Annotated in this window: 34 protein-coding genes; 23 read left to right on the top strand and 11 right to left on the bottom strand. The window is 68.4% G+C overall.

Translation table 11 applies throughout. The features are described 5' to 3' along the window. Positions 1-4 precede the first annotated feature (4 nt). Positions 5-658 (top strand): dephospho-CoA kinase, encoded by a 654-nt coding sequence (gene coaE / locus H7X47_RS01145; protein WP_193366776.1) that lies wholly within the window; start codon positions 5-7, stop codon positions 656-658. Then, complete coding sequence (gene dnaQ / locus H7X47_RS01140; protein WP_193366775.1) at positions 651-1,322, top strand: DNA polymerase III subunit epsilon; 672 nt, start codon at positions 651-653, stop codon at positions 1,320-1,322. Before coaE ends, dnaQ begins: the two co-directional genes overlap by 8 nt. Before the next feature lie 43 nt (positions 1,323-1,365). Here dnaQ and secB read toward each other — a convergent pair whose 3' ends face one another. The 3 genes from secB to H7X47_RS01125 form a co-directional block, all read right to left on the bottom strand. Then, the gene (secB, locus tag H7X47_RS01135) at positions 1,366-1,878 is read right to left on the bottom strand and encodes a protein-export chaperone SecB (protein ID WP_193366774.1); all 513 of its coding nucleotides are present in this window, start codon (positions 1,876-1,878) and stop codon (positions 1,366-1,368) included. Between the two features lie 98 nt (positions 1,879-1,976). Further along, positions 1,977-2,522, bottom strand: coding sequence for a histidine phosphatase family protein (locus H7X47_RS01130; RefSeq protein ID WP_193366773.1), 546 nt, complete (start codon positions 2,520-2,522; stop codon positions 1,977-1,979). Then, positions 2,519-3,058, bottom strand: a complete 540-nt coding sequence (locus H7X47_RS01125; protein ID WP_193366772.1) for an FxsA family protein — start codon at positions 3,056-3,058, stop codon at positions 2,519-2,521. Before H7X47_RS01125 ends, H7X47_RS01130 begins: the two co-directional genes overlap by 4 nt. Before the next feature lie 197 nt (positions 3,059-3,255). Between H7X47_RS01125 and H7X47_RS01120 the strand changes: the two genes are divergently transcribed. From H7X47_RS01120 to H7X47_RS01075, 10 genes are all read left to right on the top strand, one after another. Beyond that, entirely contained in the window at positions 3,256-3,921 is a 666-nt protein-coding gene (locus H7X47_RS01120; protein WP_437126521.1) for a Tim44/TimA family putative adaptor protein, read from the top strand. Positions 3,922-3,952: 31 nt separating this feature from the next. Next, a complete protein-coding gene (mltA, locus tag H7X47_RS01115) occupies positions 3,953-5,188 on the top strand; it encodes a murein transglycosylase A (protein ID WP_193366770.1) in 1,236 nt (411 codons plus the stop codon). A gap of 162 nt (positions 5,189-5,350) precedes the next feature. Further along, positions 5,351-6,046 carry a hypothetical protein gene (locus tag H7X47_RS01110; RefSeq protein WP_193366769.1) on the top strand — a complete coding sequence of 232 codons (696 nt, stop codon included), beginning with the start codon at positions 5,351-5,353 and terminating at the stop codon, positions 6,044-6,046. Positions 6,047-6,149: 103 nt separating this feature from the next. Further along, on the top strand, positions 6,150-6,929 hold the full coding sequence (locus H7X47_RS01105) for a (Fe-S)-binding protein (protein WP_193366768.1): 780 nt from the start codon (positions 6,150-6,152) through the stop codon (positions 6,927-6,929). Between the two features lie 5 nt (positions 6,930-6,934). Further along, on the top strand, positions 6,935-8,377 hold the full coding sequence (locus H7X47_RS01100) for a LutB/LldF family L-lactate oxidation iron-sulfur protein (protein ID WP_193366767.1): 1,443 nt from the start codon (positions 6,935-6,937) through the stop codon (positions 8,375-8,377). Further along, complete coding sequence (locus H7X47_RS01095) at positions 8,374-9,069, top strand: LutC/YkgG family protein (RefSeq protein WP_193366766.1); 696 nt, start codon at positions 8,374-8,376, stop codon at positions 9,067-9,069. Before H7X47_RS01100 ends, H7X47_RS01095 begins: the two co-directional genes overlap by 4 nt. Before the next feature lie 33 nt (positions 9,070-9,102). Continuing rightward, positions 9,103-9,699: a Smr/MutS family protein gene (locus H7X47_RS01090; RefSeq protein WP_193366765.1), complete on the top strand. Its 597-nt coding sequence runs from the start codon at positions 9,103-9,105 to the stop codon at positions 9,697-9,699. A 123-nt stretch (positions 9,700-9,822) separates the two neighbouring features. Continuing rightward, the gene (locus H7X47_RS01085) at positions 9,823-10,326 is read left to right on the top strand and encodes a GFA family protein (RefSeq protein ID WP_193366764.1); all 504 of its coding nucleotides are present in this window, start codon (positions 9,823-9,825) and stop codon (positions 10,324-10,326) included. Beyond that, a complete protein-coding gene (locus tag H7X47_RS01080) occupies positions 10,327-10,731 on the top strand; it encodes a helix-turn-helix domain-containing protein (RefSeq protein WP_193366763.1) in 405 nt (134 codons plus the stop codon). An 8-nt stretch (positions 10,732-10,739) separates the two neighbouring features. Then, complete coding sequence (locus H7X47_RS01075; protein ID WP_193366762.1) at positions 10,740-11,267, top strand: PAS domain-containing protein; 528 nt, start codon at positions 10,740-10,742, stop codon at positions 11,265-11,267. 24 nt (positions 11,268-11,291) lie between these two features. Here H7X47_RS01075 and hslU read toward each other — a convergent pair whose 3' ends face one another. Beyond that, complete coding sequence (hslU, locus tag H7X47_RS01070) at positions 11,292-12,629, bottom strand: ATP-dependent protease ATPase subunit HslU (protein WP_193366761.1); 1,338 nt, start codon at positions 12,627-12,629, stop codon at positions 11,292-11,294. Between the two features lie 13 nt (positions 12,630-12,642). Further along, positions 12,643-13,230 (bottom strand): ATP-dependent protease subunit HslV, encoded by a 588-nt coding sequence (gene hslV, locus H7X47_RS01065; RefSeq protein ID WP_193366760.1) that lies wholly within the window; start codon positions 13,228-13,230, stop codon positions 12,643-12,645. A gap of 216 nt (positions 13,231-13,446) precedes the next feature. Between hslV and hisB the strand changes: the two genes are divergently transcribed. The 8 genes from hisB (at position 13,447) to H7X47_RS01025 (ending at position 18,508) form a co-directional block, all read left to right on the top strand. Further along, positions 13,447-14,034, top strand: coding sequence for an imidazoleglycerol-phosphate dehydratase HisB (gene hisB / locus H7X47_RS01060; RefSeq protein WP_193366759.1), 588 nt, complete (start codon positions 13,447-13,449; stop codon positions 14,032-14,034). A 79-nt stretch (positions 14,035-14,113) separates the two neighbouring features. Continuing rightward, the gene (hisH, locus tag H7X47_RS01055) at positions 14,114-14,785 is read left to right on the top strand and encodes an imidazole glycerol phosphate synthase subunit HisH (protein WP_193366758.1); all 672 of its coding nucleotides are present in this window, start codon (positions 14,114-14,116) and stop codon (positions 14,783-14,785) included. Next, a complete protein-coding gene (locus H7X47_RS01050) occupies positions 14,782-15,360 on the top strand; it encodes a GNAT family N-acetyltransferase (RefSeq protein ID WP_193366757.1) in 579 nt (192 codons plus the stop codon). Before hisH ends, H7X47_RS01050 begins: the two co-directional genes overlap by 4 nt. An 11-nt stretch (positions 15,361-15,371) precedes the next feature. After that, positions 15,372-16,115 carry a 1-(5-phosphoribosyl)-5-[(5-phosphoribosylamino)methylideneamino]imidazole-4-carboxamide isomerase gene (gene hisA, locus H7X47_RS01045; protein ID WP_193366756.1) on the top strand — a complete coding sequence of 248 codons (744 nt, stop codon included), beginning with the start codon at positions 15,372-15,374 and terminating at the stop codon, positions 16,113-16,115. Then, the gene (gene hisF / locus H7X47_RS01040) at positions 16,115-16,891 is read left to right on the top strand and encodes an imidazole glycerol phosphate synthase subunit HisF (protein ID WP_193366755.1); all 777 of its coding nucleotides are present in this window, start codon (positions 16,115-16,117) and stop codon (positions 16,889-16,891) included. Before hisA ends, hisF begins: the two co-directional genes overlap by 1 nt. 14 nt (positions 16,892-16,905) lie before the next feature. Continuing rightward, the gene (locus H7X47_RS01035; RefSeq protein WP_193366754.1) at positions 16,906-17,244 is read left to right on the top strand and encodes a phosphoribosyl-ATP diphosphatase; all 339 of its coding nucleotides are present in this window, start codon (positions 16,906-16,908) and stop codon (positions 17,242-17,244) included. Positions 17,245-17,274: 30 nt separating this feature from the next. Next, a complete protein-coding gene (locus H7X47_RS01030) occupies positions 17,275-17,643 on the top strand; it encodes a histidine triad nucleotide-binding protein (RefSeq protein WP_193366753.1) in 369 nt (122 codons plus the stop codon). A gap of 10 nt (positions 17,644-17,653) precedes the next feature. After that, positions 17,654-18,508, top strand: coding sequence for an alpha/beta fold hydrolase (locus H7X47_RS01025; protein WP_193366752.1), 855 nt, complete (start codon positions 17,654-17,656; stop codon positions 18,506-18,508). A 119-nt stretch (positions 18,509-18,627) separates the two neighbouring features. Here H7X47_RS01025 and H7X47_RS01020 read toward each other — a convergent pair whose 3' ends face one another. After that, positions 18,628-19,152 carry a GNAT family N-acetyltransferase gene (locus H7X47_RS01020; protein ID WP_193366751.1) on the bottom strand — a complete coding sequence of 175 codons (525 nt, stop codon included), beginning with the start codon at positions 19,150-19,152 and terminating at the stop codon, positions 18,628-18,630. A gap of 249 nt (positions 19,153-19,401) precedes the next feature. Between H7X47_RS01020 and H7X47_RS01015 the strand changes: the two genes are divergently transcribed. Continuing rightward, positions 19,402-19,890, top strand: a complete 489-nt coding sequence (locus H7X47_RS01015) for a PAS domain-containing protein (RefSeq protein WP_193366750.1) — start codon at positions 19,402-19,404, stop codon at positions 19,888-19,890. A 133-nt stretch (positions 19,891-20,023) separates the two neighbouring features. Next, positions 20,024-20,305 carry a hypothetical protein gene (locus H7X47_RS01010; RefSeq protein WP_193366749.1) on the top strand — a complete coding sequence of 94 codons (282 nt, stop codon included), beginning with the start codon at positions 20,024-20,026 and terminating at the stop codon, positions 20,303-20,305. Positions 20,306-20,426: 121 nt separating this feature from the next. Here H7X47_RS01010 and H7X47_RS01005 read toward each other — a convergent pair whose 3' ends face one another. From H7X47_RS01005 to H7X47_RS00995, 3 genes are all read right to left on the bottom strand, one after another. After that, the gene (locus H7X47_RS01005) at positions 20,427-20,630 is read right to left on the bottom strand and encodes a hypothetical protein (protein ID WP_193366748.1); all 204 of its coding nucleotides are present in this window, start codon (positions 20,628-20,630) and stop codon (positions 20,427-20,429) included. 129 nt (positions 20,631-20,759) lie between these two features. Further along, positions 20,760-22,280 (bottom strand): YifB family Mg chelatase-like AAA ATPase, encoded by a 1,521-nt coding sequence (locus H7X47_RS01000; RefSeq protein ID WP_193366747.1) that lies wholly within the window; start codon positions 22,278-22,280, stop codon positions 20,760-20,762. Continuing rightward, entirely contained in the window at positions 22,277-22,933 is a 657-nt protein-coding gene (locus H7X47_RS00995; protein ID WP_193366746.1) for a hypothetical protein, read from the bottom strand. Before H7X47_RS00995 ends, H7X47_RS01000 begins: the two co-directional genes overlap by 4 nt. A 333-nt stretch (positions 22,934-23,266) precedes the next feature. Between H7X47_RS00995 and H7X47_RS00990 the strand changes: the two genes are divergently transcribed. Beyond that, on the top strand, positions 23,267-23,788 hold the full coding sequence (locus H7X47_RS00990; RefSeq protein ID WP_193366745.1) for a phasin family protein: 522 nt from the start codon (positions 23,267-23,269) through the stop codon (positions 23,786-23,788). Positions 23,789-23,923: 135 nt separating this feature from the next. On the opposite strand, the gene gshB is transcribed toward H7X47_RS00990, so the two are convergent. Further along, positions 23,924-24,889, bottom strand: coding sequence for a glutathione synthase (gene gshB, locus H7X47_RS00985; RefSeq protein WP_193366744.1), 966 nt, complete (start codon positions 24,887-24,889; stop codon positions 23,924-23,926). Positions 24,890-24,920: 31 nt separating this feature from the next. Further along, a complete protein-coding gene (locus tag H7X47_RS00980; RefSeq protein WP_193366743.1) occupies positions 24,921-25,775 on the bottom strand; it encodes a SirB1 family protein in 855 nt (284 codons plus the stop codon). Between the last annotated feature and the right edge of the window lie 19 nt (positions 25,776-25,794).

The following is a 25,794-nucleotide window of genomic DNA, read 5'->3' as shown; positions in this document are numbered from 1 at the left end:
CGCCATGCTCGTCGTCGGCCTCACCGGTTCCATCGGCATGGGCAAGACGACGGCCGCGGCCGCGCTGCGGCGCCTCGGCCTGCCGGTGCACGACGCCGACGCGGCGGTGCATCGCCTGATGGCGCGGGGCGGCGCTGCGGTGAAGAAGGTGGCGGCGGCCTTTCCCGGCGTCGAGAAGGACGGTGCGATCGACCGCGGCCTACTGGGCGCCAAGGTGCTGGGCGACGACGCCGAACTGAAGCGGCTGGAAGCCATTCTGCATCCCCTGGTCCGCGCCGAGGCGCGGGCTTTCCTCGCCAGGCAGGCGCGCCGGCATCTGCCGCTGGCGGTGCTCGACATCCCCCTGCTGTTCGAAACCGGCGGCGATGCGCTCTGCGATGCGGTCATCGTGGTTTCGGCGCCGGCGGCGGTGCAGCGCGCCCGCGTGCTCTCGCGCCCGGGTATGACCGAGGCGAAGATGCAGGCCATTCTCGCCCACCAGATGCCCGATGCGGAAAAGCGCCGGCGCGCCAACTTCGTGGTGCAGACCGGTCTTACCAAGGGCCACAGCTTGCGCCAGCTCGCGGCCATCGTCACACTGCTGCGGCAAGAGGCCCAGCGCCGCCGCCCCATCGCCATCCGCCCCACTGCCAACCGTCGGGGAAAGCACCATGCGTGAGATCGTTCTCGATACCGAAACCACCGGCCTCGATCCGGCGGCCGGCCACCGCATCGTCGAGATCGCGGGCCTCGAGCTGCTGCACCACATCCCGACCGGGCGCACCTTCCGCGAATACATCAACCCGGAACGCGACATACCGGCGGAGGCCGAGCGCATTCACGGCCTCAGCGAGGAGTTCCTGAAAGACAAGCCGGTCTTTCCCGAGGTCGCCCAGAGCTTTCTCGACTTCATTGGCGACGCCAAGCTGGTGATCCACAACGCCAGCTTCGACATGAAGTTCCTCAATGCCGAGCTGAAAAGCGCCGGTCTGGAGCGTCTTCCCATGGAGCGGGCCATCGACACCGTGGCCCTGGCGCGCGAGCGCTTTCCCGGCGCCCAGGTGAACCTGGATGCGCTCTGCCGCCGCTTCGAGATCGACAACTCGGCGCGCACCTTTCACGGCGCGCTGCTGGACTGCGAGCTGCTGGCGGAGGTTTACCTGGAACTGCGCGGCGGCCGCCAGCCGGGCCTGGTGCTGGAAAGCCAACGCAAGACGGCCCGCGCCGCCGCCCCGGTCGACCGCGAGGTGCGGCCGCCGCGGCCCCACGCGGCCAGCGCCGAGGAAAAGGCCGCCCACGAGACCATGCTGGAAAAGCTGAGCGACCCGCTCTGGCGCGCTTGAGCGCAGATCCCCCGCGTGGCGTCTGAGCGCCGGATTGCGGGACTTAACCCTGGCCGTTGGCCCCGTTGACGGAGCTCTCTTCGCCGGAAGTTTCTTCGGCGGCGCCTTCGCTGGCGGCCCTGCCCTGCGTGCGGCTCATGTAGAGCTGGGCGAAGTCGATCGGGCCCATCATCAGCGGCGGGAAGCCGCCGTCGCGGGTGTCGTCGGCCAGGATCGCGCGGGCGAAGGGGAAGAGGTGGCGCGGCACCTCGATCATGATCAGGTGCTCGCGCAGCTGCTCGGTCAGGTCGGCGCCCAGGCTGACCACCGCCGCGTAGTCCAGTTCCACCAGAAAGGCCGCGGTCTCGCCGATCTTGGCCTCGGCGCGCAGCGACAGCACCACCTCGTAGACCTGGTCCTGCAGATGCGTCGGCGTCACGTCGACGCTGACGTTGATGTCCGGCTTGCCGTTTCGCATGCTGCCGTAGATGCCCGGCGCATTGGGGTTCTCGAAGGAGTGATCCTTCACGTACTGGGTGTTGATGGTCAGCTGCGGCTGAGCGGCTTCTTCGGCCATATCCGGCTCCTTTGATCGCGAGGCGGCTTGGCTATCACGTATCGCCCGGGGTGACAACGGGGCGAGACAACGGCGGCTGACAACTTCCGGCGGCGGCCTCAGAAGGCCGGCACGGCGGCCCCGGCCACCGGATCGAAACGCAGGGCGGCGCCGTTGCCCACCGCCTGGCCGGTCAATCCGCGGATGAAGCCCCAGTGGCTCACCACCAGCAGGCCGTCCCAGCTGTCCTCGGTGACATGGCTGTCGCGAAAGCCGCGGCAGCGCTCGGCCAGGGCGGCTTCGCTCTCCTCTTGCTGCGGCCACCAGCGTTCCGCCAGGTCGCCAAAGCTGAAATGCGGCCAGCGGCGGGCCAATTCGGCGCGCTGGCTGCCGATGTCGCAGGTGTAGGAATAGCGCTCGCGCACCCGGGGGTCGATATCGACCGGCAGGCCCAGGGCCTCGGCGATGATCTCCGCGGTGTGCAGGGTGCGCCAGTAGGGGCTGGCGACGATGCGCCGGATACCGCAGTCCGCCAGGCTTTCGCCGGCTTCGCGGGCCTGGCGCTCGCCCTCCTCGGTCAGGCGCGGATCGACGATGCCGGGGTCGATACGGCTCTTGGCGAAGTGGACGTTGAAGTGGGACTGACCATGACGCACCAGGATCACCGGCCGATTCTCCTGAGATCCGGGCCGTTCTGGTCGTCGTCGTCGCCTTTGTCGTCATCCGGCGAGAGGTCCTGGTAGTCGCCGTCGATCACCGGGCCGCGCCCCCGACCGCCCCTTTGCTGACCGCCCGGCCGCACCTCGACGCCGTCGACAAAGACCCGGGCCTCCCCGCGGGCGGCCTTGGCGTCGACGTAGCGGGCGATCATCAGGCGCAGCAATTCGCGCAAAGGCGGGATGAACAAAAGCAGACCGACCACGTCGGTGACGAAGCCCGGCACCAGCAGCAGGGCGCCGGCCAGCACCAGGCAGACGCCCTCGAACATCTCGCGGGCCGGCAGCTGGCCCTGGTCCATCTGGGCGCGGGCGCGCATCAGCGTGGCCAGGCCCTGGGCGCGCAGCAGCAGGGAGCCCGCCAAGGCCGTGGCGATGGTGGCGGCAATGGTCGGCCAGACACCGATGGCCCCGCCGACCTGGATGAAAACCGCCACTTCCAGCAGCGGCAGGCCGATAAAGAGGGCCAGGAGAATAAGGGCCATGCTTGCTCTTTCCCTACCAATTACCTACATAATGCGCATCACCCGGCGGTAACGCCAGCCAGCTCGCGCCAGTGCCCGCCCCGGCGTACCATAAGTGGGGGCGCCTCAACGAATGTGAACGGATGAGCGACGGCACTTTCATAGAAATAGTCATTCTCGCTGCGGTCGCAGCCTTTTTTATCCTCAAGCTCCGCTCGGTGTTGGGTAAGAGGACCGGTCACGAGAAGCGACCGGACTATGATCCTTTCACCCAGGCAGAGGACCGCAAAGGCGAGAGCGGCGACGATAAAGTCATCCAGCTTCCCGATCGGGCGGGGGAGCGGGGGGCCGGCCGGCCCCTGGCCGAGGACGAGGTCTTCGAGGCCCCGCCGGAAGAGGCCGAGGCGCTGGAGGAAGAGATCGCCGACAGCCCCCTGGCTGCCGGCATCACCCAGATCAGGCTCGCCGACCGCAATTTCGATCCGCGCGAGTTCGTCGGCGGTGCGCGCGCCGCCTTCGAGATGATCGTCGGCGCCTTCGCCCAGGCCGACGTGAAGACCCTGCGCCCGCTGCTGGCCAACGAGGTCTACGACGACTTCGCCGGCGCCATCAAGGAGCGCGAGGAGAACAAGGAAACCCTTGAGACCACGCTGATCGGCATCACCTCGGCCGAGATCATCGAAGCCGAAATGCAGCAGAAGACGGCCTTCGTGACCGTGAAGTTCGTATCCGAGCAGGTCAACGTGACCCGCGACGCCGAGGGCCGCATCGTCGATGGCGACCCCAACCACGTCGCCAAGGTCACCGACATCTGGACCTTCGCCCGCAATACCCGCAGCCGCGACCCCAACTGGGCGCTGGTTGCCACGCGCAGCCCCAATTGAGCCCTTCCCGATGGGCCGCATCGGGACCGGAATGAAAGCCGCGCCGCTGGCCGGCGCCTTGCTGCTCGCGGGGCTGCTATTGGCGGCCTGCGGCGGCGAGGAGCCCGCGCCCCCGAAGGAGCCTCCCGAACCCCCCAAGGCCGAGGCCGAGCTGCCGCCGGCCGAACCCGCCCTGCTGCTGGAGCCGGTGGACTTCGCGGCCCTGCCCGGCTGGGAGGAGGACGATCTGGCGGCGGCCCTGCCGGCGCTGACCCGCTCCTGCGGGCGCCTGCTCGCTCAGCCCGATGACCGCGCGGTGGGACCCGATGCCCTGGCCGGCAGCGTGGCGGACTGGCGCGTGCCCTGCGACGCCCTGGGCCAGATCACGGCGGGCGATGACGCGGCGCTGCGGGCCGCGCTGGAGCAGCATTTCCGGCCCTTCGCCGTCTCCAACGCGGGCGCGCGAGAGGGCCTCTTCACCGGTTATTACGAAGCCGAATTGAAAGCCGCCGCCGGGCCCGACGCCCCCGGGGCGACACCGCTTTACCGGGTCCCCGATGACCTGGTGACCGTCGACCTCGCCCTCTTCCGCGCCGACCTGCGCGGCGAGAAGCTGGTCGGCCGGGTCCAGGACGGCCGCCTGGTGCCCTACCTGACCCGCAAGGAGATCGATGCCGGCGCGCTGGCCGACCGCGGGCTGGAGCTGGTCTGGGCGGGTGATCCGGTGGACGCCTTCTTCCTCCACGTGCAGGGCTCGGGCCGGGTGGTCTTCCCCGACGGCCGGGTGACGCGGGTCGGCTTCGCCGGCTCCAACGGCCATCCCTTCTACGCCATCGGCCGGGCGCTGATCGACGAAGGGGTGATCGACCGCAAGAGCGCCTCCATGCAGAAGATCCGCGACTGGCTGCGCGCCCATCCGCAGAAGGCCGAGGAGGTCATGCAGCGTAACGCCCGCTACATCTTCTTCCGCGAAATCACCGGTGAGGGGCCGATCGGCGCCCAGGGCGTGGCGCTTACCCCCGGGCGCAGCCTGGCGGTGGACTCCGCCCTGCTGCCGCTGGGCGTGCCGCTGTGGCTGGATACCACCTGGCCGGCGACCGACAGGCCGCTGCGGCGCCTCATGGTGGCCCAGGACGTGGGCAGCGCCATCAAGGGCGCGGTGCGCGGCGACTTCTTCTGGGGCTCCGGCGACGAGGCCCTGGCCGAGGCCGGGCGCATGAAGCAGAAGGGCAGCTACTACCTCTTCCTGCCCAAGGCCGTCGCCGAGCGCCGCGAGACCGCGAGCTGACGCGCCTTCCGCGCGAATTCCCCCGCCTTCTTGAACGAGCCGCGCGCATTGCGCCTAGCCAAAAGGACGAGCGGGCCGCTAAAAAGATCGTATTCCGCGCGAAGGGGCCGCTCCGGCTTGCTGCGCGAAGTGATGTCGGACAGATCCTGATGGGGGTTGGGCATGAGATCTTTTTGGCGCGGGCTGGCGGCGCTGGCGGTTGCCGGCGCCTTGGTGTCGGGCTGCAGCGGCGCCCCCGGTGTCTCCCACTCGCTGACATTCGATGCCACGAGCGACAAGGCCATCGTGATCCTGGGCACCAGCGTGACCCAAGAGCAGCAGGAGGAGATCAGGGCCGGTAGGAGTTTCTCGACCTTCTGGTTGGAATACGACCCCGCCACCGAGCGCCTGGTTCCCGATGGTGCGACCTTTGAGACCTCAATCGTGGCCAGCGCGTTCACCGAAGAGCCCGCCTACGTGACGCCGAAGGTGTCGGTCCTGGAGGTCGATCCCGGCGCCTATGCGTTGATCGGGGCCGGATTTCCCCATCTGATGACAACCTTCGTCCGCTCCAAAGAAGGGCAGAAGGACTACCGGGGCCGCGGGCAGTCCTGGCATTTCACCGTCGATCCCCGCATTCATATCGATCCAGCGGCGGAGGTGGCGCGTGGTAATTACCTCTTTACGGTCTCGCCGGGAGAAATCCTCTACATCGGGCACTTCGAGTTCGTGAAGTGGGGCTACATCGACAGCCTCCGGGGGATCAACTACCAGCAGGACGCGTCCGCAGCCCGGCAGGCGCTGGCGGACTATCCCGGCATTTCCGGCATCATGAAGACCTTCGACCCGGCCCGGCCGCCGCAGTCGGTTTCCCGCTGACCTTTCCTGCGGGGTGCCTAAAGCTCTCCCGCCGCTTGCTTTTCCCAAGTGGTAATACCATTATCCCCGAAAGCGATAAGGGCGGGATCTGGGAGGATCATCCATGGCCGAGGGGCAACCGCGCGTCGGACTTTTCGTGACCTGTCTGGTGGACCTGATGCGGCCCTCAGTCGGTTTTGCGGCCGTGAAGCTGCTGGAACAGGCGGGCTGCACTGTGGAGGTGCCGCAGGCGCAGACCTGCTGCGGCCAGCCGGCCTACAATTCCGGCGACCGGGCCGACACCCGGGCGCTCGCCGAACAGACCATCCAGGCCTTCAAGGGCTTCGACTACGTGGTGGCGCCCTCGGGCTCCTGCGCGGGCATGATCCGCGAGCACTACCCCACCCTCTTCGAGGACGATCCGCAGATGCAGGCGGCGGCCGAGGACCTGGCCGGGCGTACTTACGAGCTGGTCTCCTTCCTGACCGATGTGCGCGGCATGACCACGGTGGACTCCCGGTTCGAGGGCAAGGTCACCTACCACGATTCCTGCGCCGGCCTGCGCGAGCTCGGCGTGCAGGACCAGCCGCGCAAGCTGCTGGGCTCCATTCCCGGGGTGGAGCTGACCGAGATGGTGGAGCACGACGTCTGCTGCGGTTTCGGCGGCGCCTTCTGCGTGAAGTATCCGGACATCTCCAACAAGATCGTGACGGCCAAGACCGACAACATCATGGCCAGTGGCGCCGGAACCCTGCTGGCCGGCGATCTGGGCTGCCTCATGAACATGGCCGGCAAGCTGCAGCGCCGCGGCGCGGAGGTGGAGGTGCGCCACGTGGCCGAGGTGCTGGCCGACATGACCGATCAGCCTGCCATAGGTGAAGCGGCCAGCGGGGGGAGCGACTGAGCGCCATGCAGAGCACCTCCCACGCCTTCAAGGACAACGCCCGCGCGGCGCTCGCCAACCAGACGCTGCAGAAGGCGATGAAGCACGTGAAGAGCGGCTTCATCGACAAGCGCGCCAAGGCCCGCGCCCGCCTGCCGGAGTTCGATGCCCTGCGCGATGAGGCGCGCGACATCAAGAACCACACCCTGGCCAACCTGGACTTCTACCTGGAACGCTACGAGGAGAAAGTGACGGCCAGCGGCGGCGAGGTGCACTGGACGGCCACCGCCGAGGATGCGGTGAAGGCGGTGCTCGACATCTGCCGGCGCGTCGACGCCAAGGTGGTGACCAAGGGCAAGTCGATGATCTCCGAGGAGATCGCCCTCAACCAGGCCATGGAGGACGCCGGGCTGGACGTCGTCGAGACCGACCTCGGCGAATACATCATCCAGCTGAGGAAGGAGCCGCCGAGCCACATCATCGCGCCGGCGGTGCATCTGACCAAGGAGCAGGTCGAGGCCGACTTCCGCCACCATCACCAGGAGCTGCCTTCCGAACGCCAGCTCAGCGAGCCGGTGCAGCTGGTCGCCGAGGCGCGGCAGATGCTGCGCCGCCGCTTCCTGGAAGCCGACGTCGGCATCACCGGCGCCAACTTCCTGGTGGCCGAGACCGGCACCTCGATCATCGTCACCAACGAGGGCAACGGCGATCTGACCCAGACCCTGCCGCGGGTCCACATCGTGGTCGCCAGCCTGGAGAAGGTCGTCCCCAACCTGGAGGACGCCACCACCATCCTGCGCGTGCTGGCGCGCTCGGCGACGGGCCAGGAGTTCTCCTCCTACACCACGCTGTCGACCGGGCCGCGCCGCCCGGAAGACCTGGACGGGCCGGAGGAGTACCACGTCATCCTGCTCGACAACGGGCGCTCCAACATGCTGGGCGGCGACTTCCAGGACATGCTGCGCTGCATCCGCTGCGGCGCCTGCATGAACCACTGCCCGGTCTATCACGCGGTCGGCGGCCACGCCTACGGCTGGGTCTATCCCGGACCCATGGGCTCGGTGCTGACGCCCAACCTGATCGGCGTCGACGAGGCCGGACACCTGCCCAACGCCTCCACCTTCTGCGGACGCTGCGAGGCCGTCTGCCCCATGCGCATCCCCCTGCCGAAGATGATGCGCCACTGGCGCGAGCGCGAGTTCGAGCGCCACCTCTCGCCGCCCGCGGTGCGGATCGGCCTCGGCCTCTGGGCCTTCCTCGCGCGCCGGCCGAAGCTCTACCACTTCGTCACCGGCTGGCAGGCGCGCCTGCTGGCCCGTTTCGGGCGCGCGCGCGGACGCTTCGACGCCCTGCCGCTGGCGCGCGGCTGGACCAAGCACCGCGACTTCCCGGCGCCTGAGGGCAAGACCTTTCAGCAGCTCTGGGCCGAGCGCCAGGAAAGCCAGGCGAAAGGCAAGTCCGCATCATGAGCAGTTCCAAGCAGCAGATCCTGGCCGCGGTGCGCCGCTCCCTGCGCCGCGAGCAGCCGGATGAGGCGACGCGGGCCGAGCTGGAGCAGCGTCTCGGCGCGCCGCATGCCAACCTGGTGCCGCAGCGCGCGCAGGTCTCGCACGCCGAACAGCTCGACATGATGGAGAGCATGCTGAAGGAACTCTCGGCGACGGTGGTGCGTCTCGACAGCGAGGCCCAGGTGCCGCAGGCGGTCGCCGACTACCTGAAGAACGAGAACCTGCCGCCGCAGGTCCGCATGGCCCCGCGCGACGATCTGCGCCAGCTGCCCTGGGACGGCCAGCCGCTGCTGGAAATCGCCGAGGGCATCGCCGCGGCCGAGGACGCCACCTCGGTCACCGGCGCCTTCGCCGGCATCGCCGAGACCGGCACGCTGATGATGGCCTCCGGTCCCGAGGCCCCGGTCACCCTCAACTTCCTGCCGGAGAACCACGTCGTGGTGCTGCGCGCCTCGCAGGTGACCGGCACCTACGAGGAGGCCTGGGTGCGGCTGCGCCAAGAGGTCGGGCCGGGCAAGATGCCGCGCGCGGTCAACATGATCACCGGCCCCTCGCGCACCGGCGACATCGAGCAGACCATCCTGCTGGGCGCGCACGGGCCGCGCCGCCTGCACGTGCTGCTGGTGGACGACCGCGACACCGCCGCGGGCTGAGGCGGGACGGCGCGAGGTGATGGCGGAGGGGCGATGAGCGGCAAGCGAAAGGACCCGGTTCTCTCGCCCGAGGACCGGCGCCTCTGGGATCACATGGCCGGCCAGATCAAGCCGCTGAGTGGGCGCGACCGGCTCTACTCCCGCGCCGCGGAGTTGCTGCACGACCCGGCGGCGGCCCAGGCCGGCGAGCCCCAGGCCGCGCCAAAGAAACGCCGCGCCACCGGTACCGCCGCGACCCATCCGGTGCCCGCCGCGCCCTCGCCCCGTCCCCGCCCGCAGCCGGAGTTGACCCACGGCAGCCGCGCCGACATCGACCGCCGCAAGGCCGAGCGCCTCAGCCGCGGCAAGCTGCCCATCGAGGCCACCCTGGACCTGCACGGCCTGCGCCAGGCCGAGGCGCACCGCCGCCTGGAGGTTTTTCTGGCCGACTGTCAGGCGGCCGGCAAGCGCTGCGTCCTCATCGTCACCGGCAAGGGCCTGCACAAGGAGGAAGGCGGCGTCTTGCGCGCCAACGTGCCGCGCTGGCTGAACGAGACGCCGAACCGGGCGCGGGTGCTGTCCTTCGACTACGCCCAGCAGAAGCACGGGGGCACCGGGGCCCTCTACGTCCTGCTGCGCCGCCGGCGCTGATCTTTCGGGGGCGGCGGCACTTTTGCGCGCCGCAACGAGGAATCGCCTTCCGCCGCGGAACCCGCTAAACTCCGATCCGGTTATGCGCCAGACAGTTTCGTCTGGGTGACAGCGGGGTCTGCCATGCCGCACCTGAAAGGATCCTGTCACTGCGGCGCCGTCACGTTCTCCGTGTTCTCACGCGCCGCGGTGCCCTACATGCGCTGCTACTGCTCGATCTGCCGCAAGACGGCGGGCGGGGGCGGCTACGCCATCAACCTCTCGGGGGTCTTCGCGACCCTGAAGGTCGAGGGCGAGGAGCACGTCACGGTCTACCAGGCGCGCGGCGCCGGCGGGGCCGGGCCGGACGAGGTCAGCCCGGCGCGCCGCCATTTCTGCAAGCACTGCGGTTCGGCGCTCTATGCCTACGATCCACGCTGGCCGGAGCTGGTGCACCCCTTTGCCTCGGCCATCGACACGCCCCTGCCGGCGGCGCCGGAGAGCGTCTTCATCATGCTGGATTCCAAGCCCTCCTGGGTGAAGCTGCCGCCCGAGGCCAAGAGCACCAACCGCTATGCCGAGTATCCGGAAGAATCACTGGCCGAGTGGCACCAGGCCCACGGCCTCTATGACGAGTCGGAACCTTAGATGACGCCGTTCGGGGAAAAGTTGCGCGCCATCCGCGCCGCCCGCGGCCTGGCGCTGAAGGACATGGCCGCCGGCCTGCAGGTCTCGCCGGCCTACCTCTCCGCCATGGAGCACGGCCGCCGCGGCAAGCCGAGCCGCCGCTTCGTGCACCGGGTCTGCCAGTTCCTCGGCATCATCTGGGACGAGGCGGAGGAACTGCAGCAGCTCGCCGACCTGTCGCATCCGCGCGTGGTGGTGGACACCGCAGGCCTCAGCGCCAAGGCGACCTTGCTGGCCAACCTGCTGGCCGAGCGGGTTTCGGCGATGGACGAGGCGGCGCTCGACCGGCTGCTCGAGCAGGTCGACCCGTCGGGCAGCCGGCGCGACGCGCTCATGAAGACCGACGGCGACGGCGGGGAGGACTGAGGCTCCCTATGACCCGCCCCGGTGACGCCAGCAGGATTCCCGAACCGCATCTGCGCGACCTCTATCTCTACTGGCACGACAAGCGCAACGGCCGGTCCTGGCCGGCGGGCGATGATATCGACACCGCCGAGCTCGGTCCGCTGCTGCCCTATGTCATGATCGTCGACGTCTTGCAGGATGGACGCTTTTTCCGCTTCCGCCTGATCGGCGACGACGTCGCCATCGGCGTCGATCCCACCGGCAAGCTGCAGCACGAGGAACTGCCCGAGGGCATCTACCGCGACCACATCAGCGCCTTGTTCCGGCGCGGCGCGGCGGGGCCCGGCGCGCTCTACAGCCGCAGCGCCTATGCCTACACGGAGATCGAGGGGCCGCGCAGCATCAGCCGCCTCTTCATGCCGCTGGCCGGCGACGGCCTGGCCATCGACATGATGCTGATCGGCCAGACCGCCGATCGCCTCTTCAGCAGGGGGCCGTCGGCCTGGAAGGCCAATCCGCCGACCATCACCGAAGAAGTCGAGTTCCGGTTGCCGTAGGACGGCTCCCTCGGCGGCGCGATCTTAGAGGATGAACTTGGAGAGGTCGGCGTTCTTGGCCAGCTCGCCGACACGGCTGCGCACCATCTCGGCGTCGATGAGGATGGTCTCGCCGCCGCGGTCGGTGGCGGTGAAGGAGATCTCCTCCAGCAGCTTTTCCAGAACCGTGTGCAGGCGCCGCGCGCCGATGTTCTCCACCGAGGAATTGATCTCGGCGGAGAGATCGGCCAGGGCGTCGATGGCCTCCTCGGCGAAGTCGAGGGTCACCTCCTCGGTCTCCATCAGCGCCTTGTACTGGCGGATCAGGCTGTTCTCCGGCTCGGTGAGGATGCGCTTGAAGTCGTCGCGGGTCAGCGCGTCCAGCTCCACGCGGATCGGCAGGCGGCCCTGCAGCTCGGCCAGCATGTCCGAGGGCTTGGCCATGTGGAAGGCGCCCGAAGCGATGAACAGCACGTGGTCGGTGCACACCGGCCCGTGCTTAGTCGCCACCGTCGTGCCTTCGATCAGCGGCAGCAGGTCGCGCTGCACGCCCTCGCGCGAGACGTCGGCGCCGCTGCGTTCGGCGCGCGCGGTGATCTTGTCGATCTCGTCCAGGAAGACGATGCCGTTCTGCTCGACCGAAGAGATGGCGCCGCTGATGACGGACTCCTCGTCCAGCAGCTTGTCGCTCTCCTCGGCGATCAGCACGTCGTAGGACTCGCCCACTTTCATGCGGCGCTTCTTGGTGCGCCCGCCCATGGCCTTGCCGAAGATGTCGCCCAGATTGAGCATGCCCATGGAGGCGCCGGGCATGCCGGGGATCTCCATGGTGGGCAGCTGCATGCCGGCGCTGTCCTGTACGTCGACCTCGACTTCTTTGTCGTCCAGCTCGCCCTGGCGCAGCATGGCGCGGAACTTCTGGCGCGTGTCGGGGCTGGCGTTCTCGCCGACCAGGGCGTCGAGCACGCGTTCCTCGGCGTGCAGTTCGGCCTGGGCCTTGACCTGCTGGCGCTGGCGCTCGCGGGTCATGTGGATGGAGGCCTCGGTCAGGTCGCGGATGATCTGCTCGACATCGCGGCCGACGTAGCCGACCTCGGTGAACTTGGTGGCCTCGACCTTGATGAAGGGCGCCTGGGCCAGCTTTGCCAGGCGGCGCGCGATCTCGGTCTTGCCGACGCCGGTCGGGCCGATCATCAGGATGTTCTTGGGCAGCACCTCCTCACGCAGCTCCTCGGGCAGCTGCTGGCGGCGCCAGCGGTTACGCAGGGCGATGGCCACCGCGCGCTTGGCGTCGTTCTGCCCGACGATGAATCGATCCAGCTCCGAAACGATCTCGCGCGGGGTGAAAAAGGAAGAAGAAGTCGTGGACGTACTTTCGGTCATGGTGCTCCGAGCCTCAGGCCTCTGACGTGCCGCTGCCGGGGACAGCGGTGCTGGGCAGGCTCTCGATGGTGATGTTTTCGTTCGTATAGATGCAGATGTCGCCGGCGATCCTCATGGCCTTGCGGGCGATGGCCTCGGCGTCCAGGTCGTCGATGTCGATCAGGGCGCGGGCCGCCGCCAGCGCGAAAGACCCGCCCGAGCCGATGCCGATCAGGCCGTCTTCGGGCTCCAGCACGTCGCCGTTGCCGGTCAGCACCAGCGAGGTGGTGCCGTCGGCCACCGCCATCATGGCTTCCAGGCGGCGCAGGTAGCGGTCGGTGCGCCAGTCCTTGGCCAGCTCCACGCAGGCCCGGGTCAGCTGGTGGGGATAGGTCTCCAGCTTGGCTTCCAGGCGCTCGAAGAGGGTGAAGGCGTCGGCCGTGGCCCCGGCGAAGCCGGCGATCACGTTGCCCTTGCCCAGGGGGCGGACCTTGCGGGCGTTGGACTTCATGACCGTGTCGCCGAAGCTGACCTGGCCGTCGCCGGCCACCACCACCTTGTCGCCCTTGCGGACCGAGAGGATCGTAGTGCCGTGCCACTGGGGAGGGGAATTCTCTGACATGGACTGTCAGATGGGCGAAACGGGCGGCCGGGTCAAGGCGGATTTCTGGCCGGGGCCCCCGCCGGAGCACCGGAATCGGGGGCTTTTCCCCCTGTATGACCGGGCCGTGACCGGGGCGTCATCGGCGCTGGCATCCCCCCGCCCTTCCTGATAAAACGGCGCCTTCGTTAAAAGACCTGTCAGCCAAAGGACCCGCTTTCGGGCGGTCGGAACGATATGCGCCGGGCAACCATTGAGCGAAATACCCAGGAAACCAGGATTACCGCCACGATCGACCTGGACGGAACGGGCACCTACGAGGTCTCGACCGGCATCGGTTTCCTCGATCACATGCTCGAACAGCTCTCCCGCCACAGCCTGATCGACATCACGCTGAAGGCCGAGGGCGACCTGCATATCGACTATCACCACACCACCGAGGACAGCGGCATCGCCCTGGGCCAGGCCTTCTCCCAGGCGCTGGGCGAGCGCAAGGGCATCTGGCGCTACGGCTCGGCCCTCATCCCCATGGACGAGACGCTGACCCGGGTGGCGCTGGACGCCTCCAACCGGCCCTACCTGATCTGGAAGGTGGGCTTCAACCGCGACAAGCTCGGCACCATGGATACCGAGCTGTTCAAGGAGTGGTTCCAGGCCTTCGCCCAGAACGCCGGTTTGACGCTGCACGTGGAGAACCTCTACGGCACCAACAACCATCATATCGTCGAATCCTGCTTCAAGGCCCTGGCCCGCGCGCTGCGCGAGGCCATCCAGATCGACCCCCGCAAGGCCGATGCCGTGCCTTCGACCAAGGGTTCCCTCTAGACGATCCCCTTGATGGGGCGGCCCCCGCTTGGGGCGGCCGCCCCGGATCGCCAAACGCAAGAATCAAGAAGGTCTCTCAATGACCGTTGCGATCATCGACTATGGCTCGGGCAATCTGCGCTCGGCCGCCAAGTCCCTGGAGCGCGCCGCCGTTGAGGCGGGCGGCGGCCCGGTACTGGTGACCGACGACCCCGAGGCCGTGCGCCGCGCCGACAGGGTGGTGCTGCCGGGCGTCGGCGCCTTCGCCGACTGCCGGCGCGGTCTCCATGCGGTGCCGGGCATGGTGGAAGCGCTGGAGGAGATGGTGCTCCACAGGGCGCACCCTTTCCTCGGCATCTGCGTGGGCATGCAGCTCATGGCGACGCGCGGGCTGGAGCACGGCGAGCACCGGGGCTTCGGCTGGATCCCCGGCGACGTGGTGGCCCTCGACCCTGCCCCCCAGTCGGCTACAGGGGGATCGGAGGCGGAAGCGCCGCTGAAAGTGCCGCACATGGGCTGGAACGCGCTGAACCTGCGTGACAAAACTCATCCCCTGGTAGCAGGCTTCGGGGAGACCCCCTATGTGTACTTCGTGCACAGCTATCACCTGCGCCCGACCCACGAGGCCCAGTTGCTGGCCAGCGTCGACTACGGCGGGCCGGTGACCGCCATGGTCGCGCACGACAACCTGGCCGGAACCCAGTTCCACCCGGAGAAAAGCCAAAGCGTGGGACTCCGGCTGCTTGCAAACTTCTTGAGGTGGCGTCCATGACCGTGAACGATTCGAGCGCAACCATCACCATGGATCGCTTGACCGGTTTCCACGGGCCGGACCTGCACGACCTCTGCGATGCGGCCGACGCGGCGATCCAGCACGGCGGCGGCTTCGGCTGGCTGACCCCGCCGCCGCGCCAGACCATGGAGGCCTACTGGCAGGGCGTGCTGCTGGTGCCGGAGCGCGAGCTCTTCGTCGGCCGCCTGGACGGCACCATCGCCGGCTCGGCCCAGCTGGTGCGCCCGCCGCGCAACAACGAGGCCCAGAGCCTGACCGGCCAGCTCACCACTTTCTTCGTGGCACCCTGGGCGCGCGGCCACGGCCTCGCCCCGGCGCTGGTCGCCCGGGTGGAGGAAGCCGCCCGCGCCAATGGCCTGCGCGTGCTGAACCTGGACGTGCGCGAGACCCAGGCCCGTGCCATCGAGGTGGTCGAGGAAGCCGGCTTCGTGCGTTGGGGCACCCACCCCCACTACGCCTGGGTCGAGGACCGTTGGGTCACCGGCTACTATTACTACAAGGACCTGCACGGCAACGGCGCCCTCCCTGAAGGGACGGCTCCACAAGACGCCTAGGACGACGAGCAATGATCCTCTTCCCCGCCATCGACCTGAAGGACGGCCAGGCCGTGCGCCTGCTGCGCGGCGAGATGGAAAGCGCCACGGTCTTCAACGACGACCCGGCGGCGCAGGCGGAGAGCTTCGTCGAAGCCGGCTTCCAGTGGCTGCACCTGGTCGACCTGAACGGCGCCTTCGAGGGCCGACCGGTCAACGCGCCGGCGGTGGAGGCGATCCTCAAGGCCGTCGCCATCCCCGCGCAGCTGGGCGGCGGCATCCGCGACATGGCGACCATCGAGCGTTGGCTGGATCTCGGCCTCAGGCGCGTCATCCTGGGCACCGTGGCGGTGAAGAACCCGGACCTGGTGCGCGAGGCCTGCCGCGCCTTCCCCGGCCGGGTGGTGCTGGGCATCGACGCGCGCGGCGGCAGGGTCGCGACCGAAGGCTGGGCCGAGGTCAGCGAGATCGAGGCCCTGGAACTCGCGCGCCGCTTCGAGGACGCCGGCGCCGCGGCCATCGTCTACACTGACATCGAGCGCGACGGCGCGCTGCAGGGCGCCAACGTGGAAGCGACCCGCGCCCTTGCCGAGGCGCTGGAGACACCGGTCATCGCCTCGGGCGGCGTCGCCTCGCTGGACGACCTCGCCGCCTTCCTCGCCATCGAGGACTCGGGCATCGAGGGCGTGATCTCGGGCCGCGCGATCTACGACGGCCGTATCGACCCGGCCTCGGCGCTGGCCCTTCTGGCCAAAGAACCTTCAGGAGCCGCGTGATGCTCACCGTGCGCGTCATCCCCTGCCTGGACGTGAAGGACGGCCGCGTGGTCAAGGGCGTGAACTTCGTCGACCTGGTGGACGCCGGCGATCCGGTCGAGCAGGCCCAGGTCTACGACGCCGCCGGCGCCGACGAGCTCTGCTTTCTCGACATCACCGCCAGCCACGAAGACCGCGGCATCCTGCTGGACGTGGTGCGGCGCACGGCGGAGCACTGCTTCATGCCGCTGACCGTCGGCGGCGGCGTGCGCAAGCTGGAGGACATCCGCCAGCTGCTCCTGGCCGGCGCCGACAAGGTCTCCATCAACACCGCCGCCGTGCACAATCCGGACTTCGTGCGCGAGGCGGCGGAAAAGTTCGGCAGCCAGTGCATCGTCGTCGCGGTCGACGCCAAGTCGGTCGGCCCCGACAAGTTCGAGATCTTCACCCACGGCGGGCGCAAGGAAACCGGCATCGATGCGGTGGAATGGTCGCGGCGCATGTGCGCGCTGGGCGCCGGCGAGATCCTGCTGACCTCCATGGACCGCGACGGCACCAAGGAAGGCTATAACCTGCCGCTGACCCGCGCGGTCTCCGACGCGGTGCCGGTGCCGGTCATCGCCTCCGGCGGCGTCGGCACCCTGGAGCACCTGGCCGAGGGCGTCATCGAAGGCCATGCCTCCGCCGTGCTGGCCGCTTCCATCTTCCACTTCGGCACCTATTCCATCGCCGAAGCCAAAGCCTGCCTCGCCGCGCACGGCCTGCCCGTGCGCCCGGTCGAACAGCAGGTCGCCTAGAGAAAGTCGGAATCATGTCCAAGGAAATTCTCAACGGCGCGCTTCTCGACAGCCTCTATCAGGTGATCGAAAGCCGCCGCGGCGCCGACCCGGAAAGCTCCTACACCGCGAAGCTGCTGCACCGCGGCCCGGCCAAGATCTGTCAGAAGGTCGGCGAGGAAGCGGTGGAGACCATCATCGAGGGCGCGCAGGGGAACAAGGACGGCGTGGTCGGCGAGTCCGCCGACCTGCTGTATCACCTGCTGGTGCTCTGGGCGGCCAGCGGCGTCACGCCGGGCGAGGTCTGGGCGGCGCTGGAAGCGCGCCAGGGCACTTCCGGTATTGCCGAGAAGGCCGCGCGCTCTAAAGATTGAAGCGCGCGACGAGATAAGGGGAGAAGCGTCATGGCCTACGACGACAACAACATCTTCGCGAAGATCCTGCGCGGCGAGATTCCCTGCAACAAGGTCTACGAGGACGACCACGTCCTGGCCTTTCACGACATCCAGCCGCAGACCAAGGTCCACGTGCTGGTCATCCCCAAGGGGGCCTATGTTTCCTTCGCGGACTTCTCGGAGCAGGCGAGCGAGGCGGAGATCACCGGCTTCTTCCGCGCCGCCGGCAAGATCGCCAAGGACCTGGGCCTCAACGGCGACGGCTACCGCATCCTCGCCAACACCGGCGCGCACGGCCACCAGGAGGTGCCGCACTTCCACCTCCATCTCTTCGGCGGCCAGCCGCTCGGCCGCATGATCAAGCCGCCGCGGGTGTGAGGCCGCTCGCATGGACGCATCGGCCGCAGCAAAGGCACATCTCTTGACGGATTTCCGGGTCGCCAGCGGCAAAGCCACGCTGGCAGGTGTTGAAGCCGACGGTGCCGCCGGTCCGGCGGTGGTCTTCCTGCATGCCGGTGTCGCCGACAGGCGCATGTGGGAGGCGCAGCTCGCCGCGCTCGCCGGGTCGCATCGTGCCGTCGCCTACGATCGCCGCGGCTTCGGTGAGACGCGCTACGGCGCCGAGATCTTCTCCCAGGTCGACGACCTGCTGGCGGTGCTGGACGAACGCGACATCGCCAAGGCCGCACTGGTCGGCTGTTCCCAGGGCGGGCGCATCGCCATCGACTTTGCGCTGACCCATCCGGATCGCGTGGCGGCGCTCTTCCTGGTCGCGCCGGCGGTGACCGGCGCGCCCTCGCCGGAGGACTTCCCGCCGCCGGTCGAGGCGCTGCTGGAACTGATGGAGGAAGCCGAAGAGGACGAAGACCTCGAGCGCCTGAACCTGCTGGAAGCCTGGATGTGGCTCGACGGCCCGGGCAGCGAGGAAGGCCGCGTCGGCGGCGCGGTCCGCGATCTCTTCCTGACGATGAACGCCACCGCGCTCTATGCCGAGGACCCGGGGCGCGAGACCAACCCCGCCGCCTTTCCGGTGGCCCACTCCCGCCTTGCCGATCTGCAGATGACGGCCCAGGTGGTCTGGGGCGACGGCGACTTCCCGCACATTCAGCAGCGCTGCGTCCATCTGGTGCAGGCCATGCCCCAGGCAACCGGCAGCGTCATCCCCGGCACCGCCCACCTGCCCAACCTGGAACAGCCGGAAGCCTTCAACGGACTGCTGCAGGATTTCCTCGAAGGGCTTTGACACCACTTGTCATGCTCGGGCTTGATCCGAGCATCCATTGGCCCGCGACCGGGTGGTGGCACCATGGACCCTCGGGTCAAGCCCGAGGGTGACGACGTGGTTGCTGCGCTGCCGCGCCTTTAGGTTCCGCCAGAAGACCGCGCGGCGACCCGCCGCCAGAAGACGTAGTGCGGCCCGGTGCCCGGCGTCTCGAAGAGCGCGCCGATGGGCCGGAAGCCGTGGCGTTCGTAGAAGGTCTGCGCGCCCGTGCGCCCGTTGCACCACACGACGGCGCTGTCCTCGCCGCGCGCCGCCAGCCGCCGCGCCAGCTCGGCAATGCCGAACTCCAGCACCCGGCCGCCCAGGCCCCGGCCCTGCACGGCGGGATCGCTGGCCATGCCGCGCAGCCGCCAAGGTTCGGGGCCGAAGTCCTCCGCGTAGTCCGGCTGCGCCTCGGCCATGAAGCCGGCGGTGCTGACCAGACGTTTTCCCTGGGGGCCGCCCTGCAGCGCGCCGACATGGAAATGCTCCCCCGCTCCGGCATAGGTCGCCGCCGCCTCGGCCGGCGTCAGCCAGGGCCGCAGCACCGCGCGGCGCAGCTCGAAGGTCTCGTCCAGGTCGACGAGCTGAAGGGTGATGTCGGTCAGGGTCCCGGGCGTGTCCATGGGATGCCCATAGCGCGGAACGGAAGGCGCCGCAATCGCCTTCGACCCGTCTGGCGGACTCTCTGGTTCATCGAAAGATCGGCACAGGGTTTCCCGCTGCGGTTGGATTCTCCGCATTTGAGGGCTGAATGGCCGTCGCGCCGGTTGCCTGCCGCGCTGCGCGGCGACAAAGTTGCGGTGTTGGGGACTGGACGGGATGGCACGATGCCGCGACCAGGCGACAAGGGACCGACGGGCGGGGATATGAGGTTGGCGCGCTCAGAAGGCGCGGACGGCCCCGTCAAGATTCCTTCGCGGCGCGTCGACGAACTGAACTCTCCGCGCCTCAGGGAAACTTTCGCGATCTGGCAGGAAAAATGCGGCGGCCCGGACCGTCTGCCCGATGCCGACGACTTCGACATCCTCGATTACCGCCCTGCCGTGGGAAACCTCAACCTAGTTGCTGTGGAAAGGGATCCGCTCGATTTCGTCTTCCGGGTTCACTCGGCCAACGGTGCAACCTACGTCGGCCGCGACCTGACGGGCCGCTCCATCGAGGACTACCCCAATCCCGAATACCGCGGCTTTGTGCGGGAAGTCTTCACCCGCGCCACCCTCTCCAAACAGCCGGTGGTTCTCATCGAGGAACTCCTGACTGCCGACAGCCGCCGCATGAGCTGGGAAGGCGTCGTCATGCCGCTGCAGGACGGCGACGGCGAGATCTCGCGGCTGATCGTGGCCTTCGAGATTCTGAACTAGGACCGCCCCGGCAGAGCGGGTGCTCAATGACGGCAAGCGCGATGCGGTCATAGCCCGGCTTTGACTCCCTGATAGCGCGTGTTGATGTAAGATTGCCGCAGTCTGCGTCGACCGAGCGAGCAGGAAGGGATCTATGCCGAAATATCTGAAATTGATCGCCCGCTTTGCCAACAGTGGTGCCATCGCGATCATGCTGTTGTTGGTTTTGTATGCTCTCGGCAAAGGCAAATTCGGCATGGCCCTTTTCCTCGCCTTTTTCGCCGCCCTGTTGAGCTTCAATCTCTATCTCATCGAGAAGTCGGCTCTGCTCCTCTCGGAGGAAGAATGGCTGAAGAGCGAAGTGCGCAAGGTTTTCCTGCGCCGGAAGCTTCGCCGCTTGGCAGAGGAAGAAGCAAAAGAGACTGACAAGCCCTGACGGCAGGCCGGTGTCCCGGCAGCGTCCGGCGATAGATCAGCGCCTCGGCGCTCTGCGCGCTTCCTGTCGCCGGCCGCCAAAATGCGCACTCTCGAAAGGTTTGAACCGCTCCGAAATTTGCCTAGCGGCTGAGGGCGTCGCTGGCCTTGTTCATGGCGCCGCTGGCCGCCTCGCCCAGGTTCTTCATCGCCCCCGTGACCGAGGACCCGCTGCCGGCGTCGGAAGAGGCGTCGGCGAGGTCGGCGACGTACGCCTCGATTTCAGCGTGATAGAGGATGCCGCCGACGACCAGGGCGGCGACGAGGCATAGCATAAGGAATTTCATGGCGGCCTCCGTTGCGCGGGTGTCGCGGATGGCCCCGCTCCGGCCTCGGCGCCAATTCTGCGCCGCCTGGCCGGCTTTGTCATGCCGGACGGTTCGGGTTGTTCGGGCGTGAGAGCCGCAGCTACGACCTCACCGCCCCGGCAGCGTGCGCCGGTAGGTCAGCGCCTCGGCGATCTGCGGGCGGCGGACATTCTCGACCCCTTCCAGGTCCGCCAGGGTGCGGGCGACGCGCAGGACGCGGTGGTAGCCGCGGGCGGAGAGCTTCAGCGCTTCGGCGGCCTGGGTCAGCAGCTTGCGGCCCTCGGCGTCGGGCGCGGCGACCTCCTCCAGCAGCCGGCCGTCGGCCTCGGCATTGCTGCGCGGGCGGTTCTCTTCCGGCAGGGCGGCAAAGCGCGCGCTCTGGCGGGCGCGGGCGGCGGCGACGCGCGCGGCGACCACGCTGGAATCCTCCGCCGCCGGCGGCAGCGAGAGGTCGGAGGCTGAGACCGCCGGCACGTCCACGTGTAGGTCGATGCGGTCGAACAGCGGGCCGGAGATCTTGGCCTGGTAGTCGGCGGCGCAGCGCGGCGCGCGGGCGCAGGCGCGCGAGGGGTCGTCCAGGTAGCCGCAGCGGCAGGGGTTCATGGCGGCGACCAGCTGCACGCGCGCCGGATAGGTGACGTGCGCGTTGGCGCGGGCGACGGAGACGCGGCCCGCCTCCAGCGGCTGGCGCAGGGCTTCCAGGGCGCCGCGCTGGAACTCCGGCAGCTCGTCGAGGAAGAGCACACCCAGGTGGGCGAGCGAAATCTCCCCCGGCTTGGCGCGCAGACCGCCGCCGGCCAGCGCCGGTAGGGAGGCCGAGTGGTGCGGGTCGCGGAAGGGGCGCTGGCGCAGCAGCTTGCCGCCGGTGAGACTTCCGGCGACGGAATGGATCATCGAGACTTCCAGCGCCTCGGCGGGCGAGAGCGGCGGCAGGATGCCGGGCAGGCGCGCGGCCAGCATCGACTTGCCGGCCCCCGGGGGCCCGGCCATCAGCAGGTTGTGGCCGCCGGCGGCCGCGATCTCGAGCGCCCGCTTGGCGCTCTCCTGCCCCTTGATGTCCTTCAGGTCCGGGCCGCCCGGCTCGACTTCCTGCAGGGCGGGCTTCGGGGGCGTCAGCACCTGGCTGCCCTTGAAGTGGTTCACCAGGGCCAGCAGCGAGGCCGGGGCCAGGACCTCCAGCCCCTCGGCCCAGGCCGCCTCGCCGCCCTGGGCGGCCGGGCAGATCAGACCACGCTCGCGGGTCAGGGCGTGGATCGCCGCGGGCAGCACCCCGGCGACCGGGGAGATGCGGGCGTCGAGAGAGAGCTCGCCCAGCGCCGTGTAGCCGGCCAGCTCGTCGCCGGGCAGCACGCCCATGGCGGTCAAGAGGCCGAGGGCGATAGGCAGGTCGAAGTGGCTGCCTTCCTTCTGCAGGTCGGCGGGGGCCAGGTTCACGGTGATGCGCTTGGGCGGCAGGGCGAGGCCCAGGGCGGTCAGCGCCGCGCGCACCCGCTCGCGGCTTTCGGCCACCGCCTTGTCGGGCAGGCCGACGACGGTGAAGGCCGGCAGGCCGCTGCCCATCTGCACCTGCACGTCGATGTCCAGGACCTCGACCCCGGCGAAGGCGACAGTGGTGATGCGGGCGGTCATGGCCAATGCTGCAGGGCCAGCCACCACCCCGCTTCCAGCCGGCGTCGATAGAATACGATCTCAGTCCCCATCTGAGCGTCATCCAGCGAATCGACGATTTGCTCCCGATGTTGAGGCGCCCCAAACACGAACTTCTTGTAGTCGGCGTCTCCGGCCCAACCGACACTCCAATATTCGATCGACACTTCACAGTGGTTGTTTGCGTCGACTACCGCTTGCACTCCCTTGGCGTCGATCTGCTCGAACAGGGCGTAATATCGGCCCCGCTCTGCATCACTGACCATTGGGCGGGACCACTCCGGGTCCATCATGACCACCTGAGAGCGCAGGATCTCTTGAGCGGAACCTATGTCTGCTTCCAATCCGTCGCGGCGGGTCTTCTCGCAAATCCTCATGCGGATTTCCTCGAAAGCAGACCTTTGAGCCTTAAACAGATCGATCATCTGTTGATCCGATGGCGGAGTGTTGTCGCACCCGGCCAGCAGGGCTGCGAGGGCGAGAATCCCGACAATGTCGAAGCCGCGTTTCATCATGGGACGATCTTGTCCGGACATTTCGACCATCCCATGGCGAAGGCGGGCCTCTTTCGCTGGTTTCCTGTCGGCCGCGCCGGCTTCCCCAAGGTTCTGGAAAGGGGCGGGATGGTCAATCATAGGTAGAAGCCGCCGCGCGGCCAAAGGGATTTCCTCCTGGCGCCCGGGCAGCGGAAAAATCTCCTGCGATTCTCCGCCAAACTGTCACAGATCAATTATGGTTAACCTAGGCGGGACTATGTTAGCGTCCGCAGTGATACGGCTGTTGGGGAGTTCCGCGCCTCGCCTTTGCCGTGCGGTCGCCCGCAGGGGGTACCGCAGCTTGCCGGCAGGGCCAAAGCGGCGGAACGCAGCCGCGGTTTGGGATTTTTCTTAAATTTCTGGGGGGACCAGAGTGGACCGGCGCGCCGCGCCGGCCCAGCGCAACCCTATGGAAGCAGGAGACTGCTCGAGATGGCCAGCACCCCTACCCCGAACGAACCCACCACCACCAAGAAAGCCGCGCCCGCCAAGACGGCGCCGAAGAAGGCCGCTGCGAAAGCCGCGCCCGAGAGCGCTGCGAAGAAGGCACCCGTCGAGAGCCCGGGCCAGATTATCGCCGAGCGCTACCGCGACACCGCCTACGAGGCCCTGGTCGGCAAGAACGGCGAGAACGTCTCGGCGGTGATGAGCGCCGGCGAGGCCGTGCTGGCGGGCATGGCCGAGGTCAGCCAGGAGATGATGACCTTCGCCGGCGACCGGCTGCGCCAGGACATGGAGGTGGCCGAGGACTTCGCCCGCGCCACGTCGCCGGAGGAGCTGTTCGAGAAGCAATGCTCCTTCGCCCAGCGCGCCGCCGAACAGTACGCCGAGGAGACCAGCAAGCTGATCGCCATGTTCGCGCGCATCCAGCAGTCCTGCTGGGCGCCGGTGCAGGCGCGCACCAAGGAAACGCTGCACGGCCTCAACGGCGAGGAAGAAGAAGCCGGGAAGTAGGCTGCGGGGGTTCACCCCCCTCCTAACCTCCCCCCATCAAGGGGGGAGGAACTGATCTTGGGCAGCTTCAACAAATCACCCCCTCCCCCTTGATGGGGGAGGGTCAGGGTGGGGGTGAGCGGCGCCCGCGCCGCCTCACGCGCTCGGCGCGGTGTGGCCGGCGCCGTAGCGGCGCTCGATGACGTCCCAGATCTGCGCTTCCAGGCAGGCGTCGTCGAAGCGGTTGATTTCCTGCAGGCCGGTCGGCGAGGTGACGTTGATCTCGGTCATGTAGTCGCCGATGACGTCGATGCCGACGAAGATCAGGCCGCGCTCCTGCAGGGTCGGGCCGATGGCCTCGCAGATCTCCATCTCGCGGCCCGTCAGCTTGGCCGGCTCCGCGCGGCCGCCGGCATGCATGTTGGAACGCGCCTCGCCCTGGGGCGGCACCCGGTTGATGGCGCCGGCCGGGTGGCCGTCGATCAGGATGATGCGCTTGTCGCCCTGGCGCACCTCGGGCAGGTAGCGCTGCACGATGATGGGCTCGCGATAGAGGTCGGTGAAGAGCTCCAGCAGTGCGTTCAGGTTCTCGTCCTCGGGGCCGAGGTGGAAGACGCCGGCCCCGCCGTTGCCGAACAGCGGCTTCACGATGATGTCCTGGTGCTCGGCGCGGAAGGCGACGACCTCGCGCTTGTCGCTGGTGATCAGCGTCGGCGGCATGAGCTCGGGGAAGTGGGTGACGAAGAGCTTCTCCGGCGCGTTGCGCACCTGCACGGGATCGTTCACCACCAGGGTCTCCGGGTGCACGTGCTCCAGCAGGTGCGTGGCGGTGATGTAGGACATGTCGAAGGGCGGGTCCTGGCGCATCAGCACCACGTCCATGGCCGCCAGGTCGACGCTCTGCGGGCTGCCCAGGGAGAAGTGGTTGCCCTTCTCGCGGCGCACCTCCAGCGGCTGCATCTGCGCGTAGATACGGCTGTCCTTCAGGCTCAGATGCTGCGGCAGGTAGTGATAGAGGCCGTGGCCGCGGCGCTGCGCCTCCAGCGCCAGGACGAAGGTGCTGTCCCCCTCGATGTCGATGGCCTCGATGGGGTCCATCTGAATGGCGACCGCCAGACTCATTGCTTTGTTCCCGTGTCGTGTCTCGTGGGGGTCAGTTGAGCTGCGTGCGAAGCTGCGCCAGCAGTTCGGCGATTTCCTCGCGGCCCGGCTCCGGCCCGGACAGTTCCAGATAATGCTCGAAGGCCATGATGGCTGCACGCATGTTGTCGAAGTGGGAGTGCAGGATCCCCGCCTCGCGCCACAGCTCCCCCCGGTCGGGGGCGATCATCAGCATGGACTCGACCACCTCCAGGGCGTCGCCCGAACGCTCTTCCTGGATGAGGCGCAGCTTGATGTTGTTCTGCAGGCGCAGAAGGATGTCACGGGTTTCGACCGGCGCGGTGTGCTCGGGCTTCAGCTCGGCGGTGCTGCCGGCCATGGCCTTCAGCATGGAGCGCAGCGCCGCGGCGTCGCGCGTCTCGCCGCCGTTGAAGGGGTCGATGATGAGGCGCTGCCCGCCCAGGTCGAGGCGCAGCAGGAAGCGGCCCGGGAAGTTGAGGCCGTAGATTTCCCAGCCCTGGGCGCGCGCCGCGTGCAGGTAGAGGATGCCGAGCGCAACCGGCAGGCCGCGGCGGCGGTCGATGACGCGCATCAGGTTGGCGTTCATCAGGTCGTCGTAGGTCTCGCTGTCGCCCTGGTAGCCGTAGCGGTCGACCAGCACCGCGTTCAGCACCGCCACGCGCTGCTCCAGCGAGGTCTCCGCGCCTTCCTTGGCCGCCATATCGGCGACGTCGCGCTCCAGTAGCGACAGGTGATGGTAGTAGCGCTCCAGGCCCAGCTGCGGCCGGTCCAGTGCCGCCAGCAGCAACGCGGCCTGGGCGATGTCGATCTCCGCATCCTCCTGGCCGCCGATGCGGCGCAGGCGGCTTTCCAGGTCCCGGCGGTTGCTTGCGCTCGACCAACTCATGAGGGGGCTTGAGGCTCGC

It is taken from the genome of Pelagibius marinus, from assembly GCF_014925385.1.
Classification (GTDB): domain Bacteria; phylum Pseudomonadota; class Alphaproteobacteria; order Kiloniellales; family Kiloniellaceae; genus Pelagibius; species Pelagibius marinus.
This window is presented reverse-complemented; position numbering and strand designations above follow the sequence as displayed.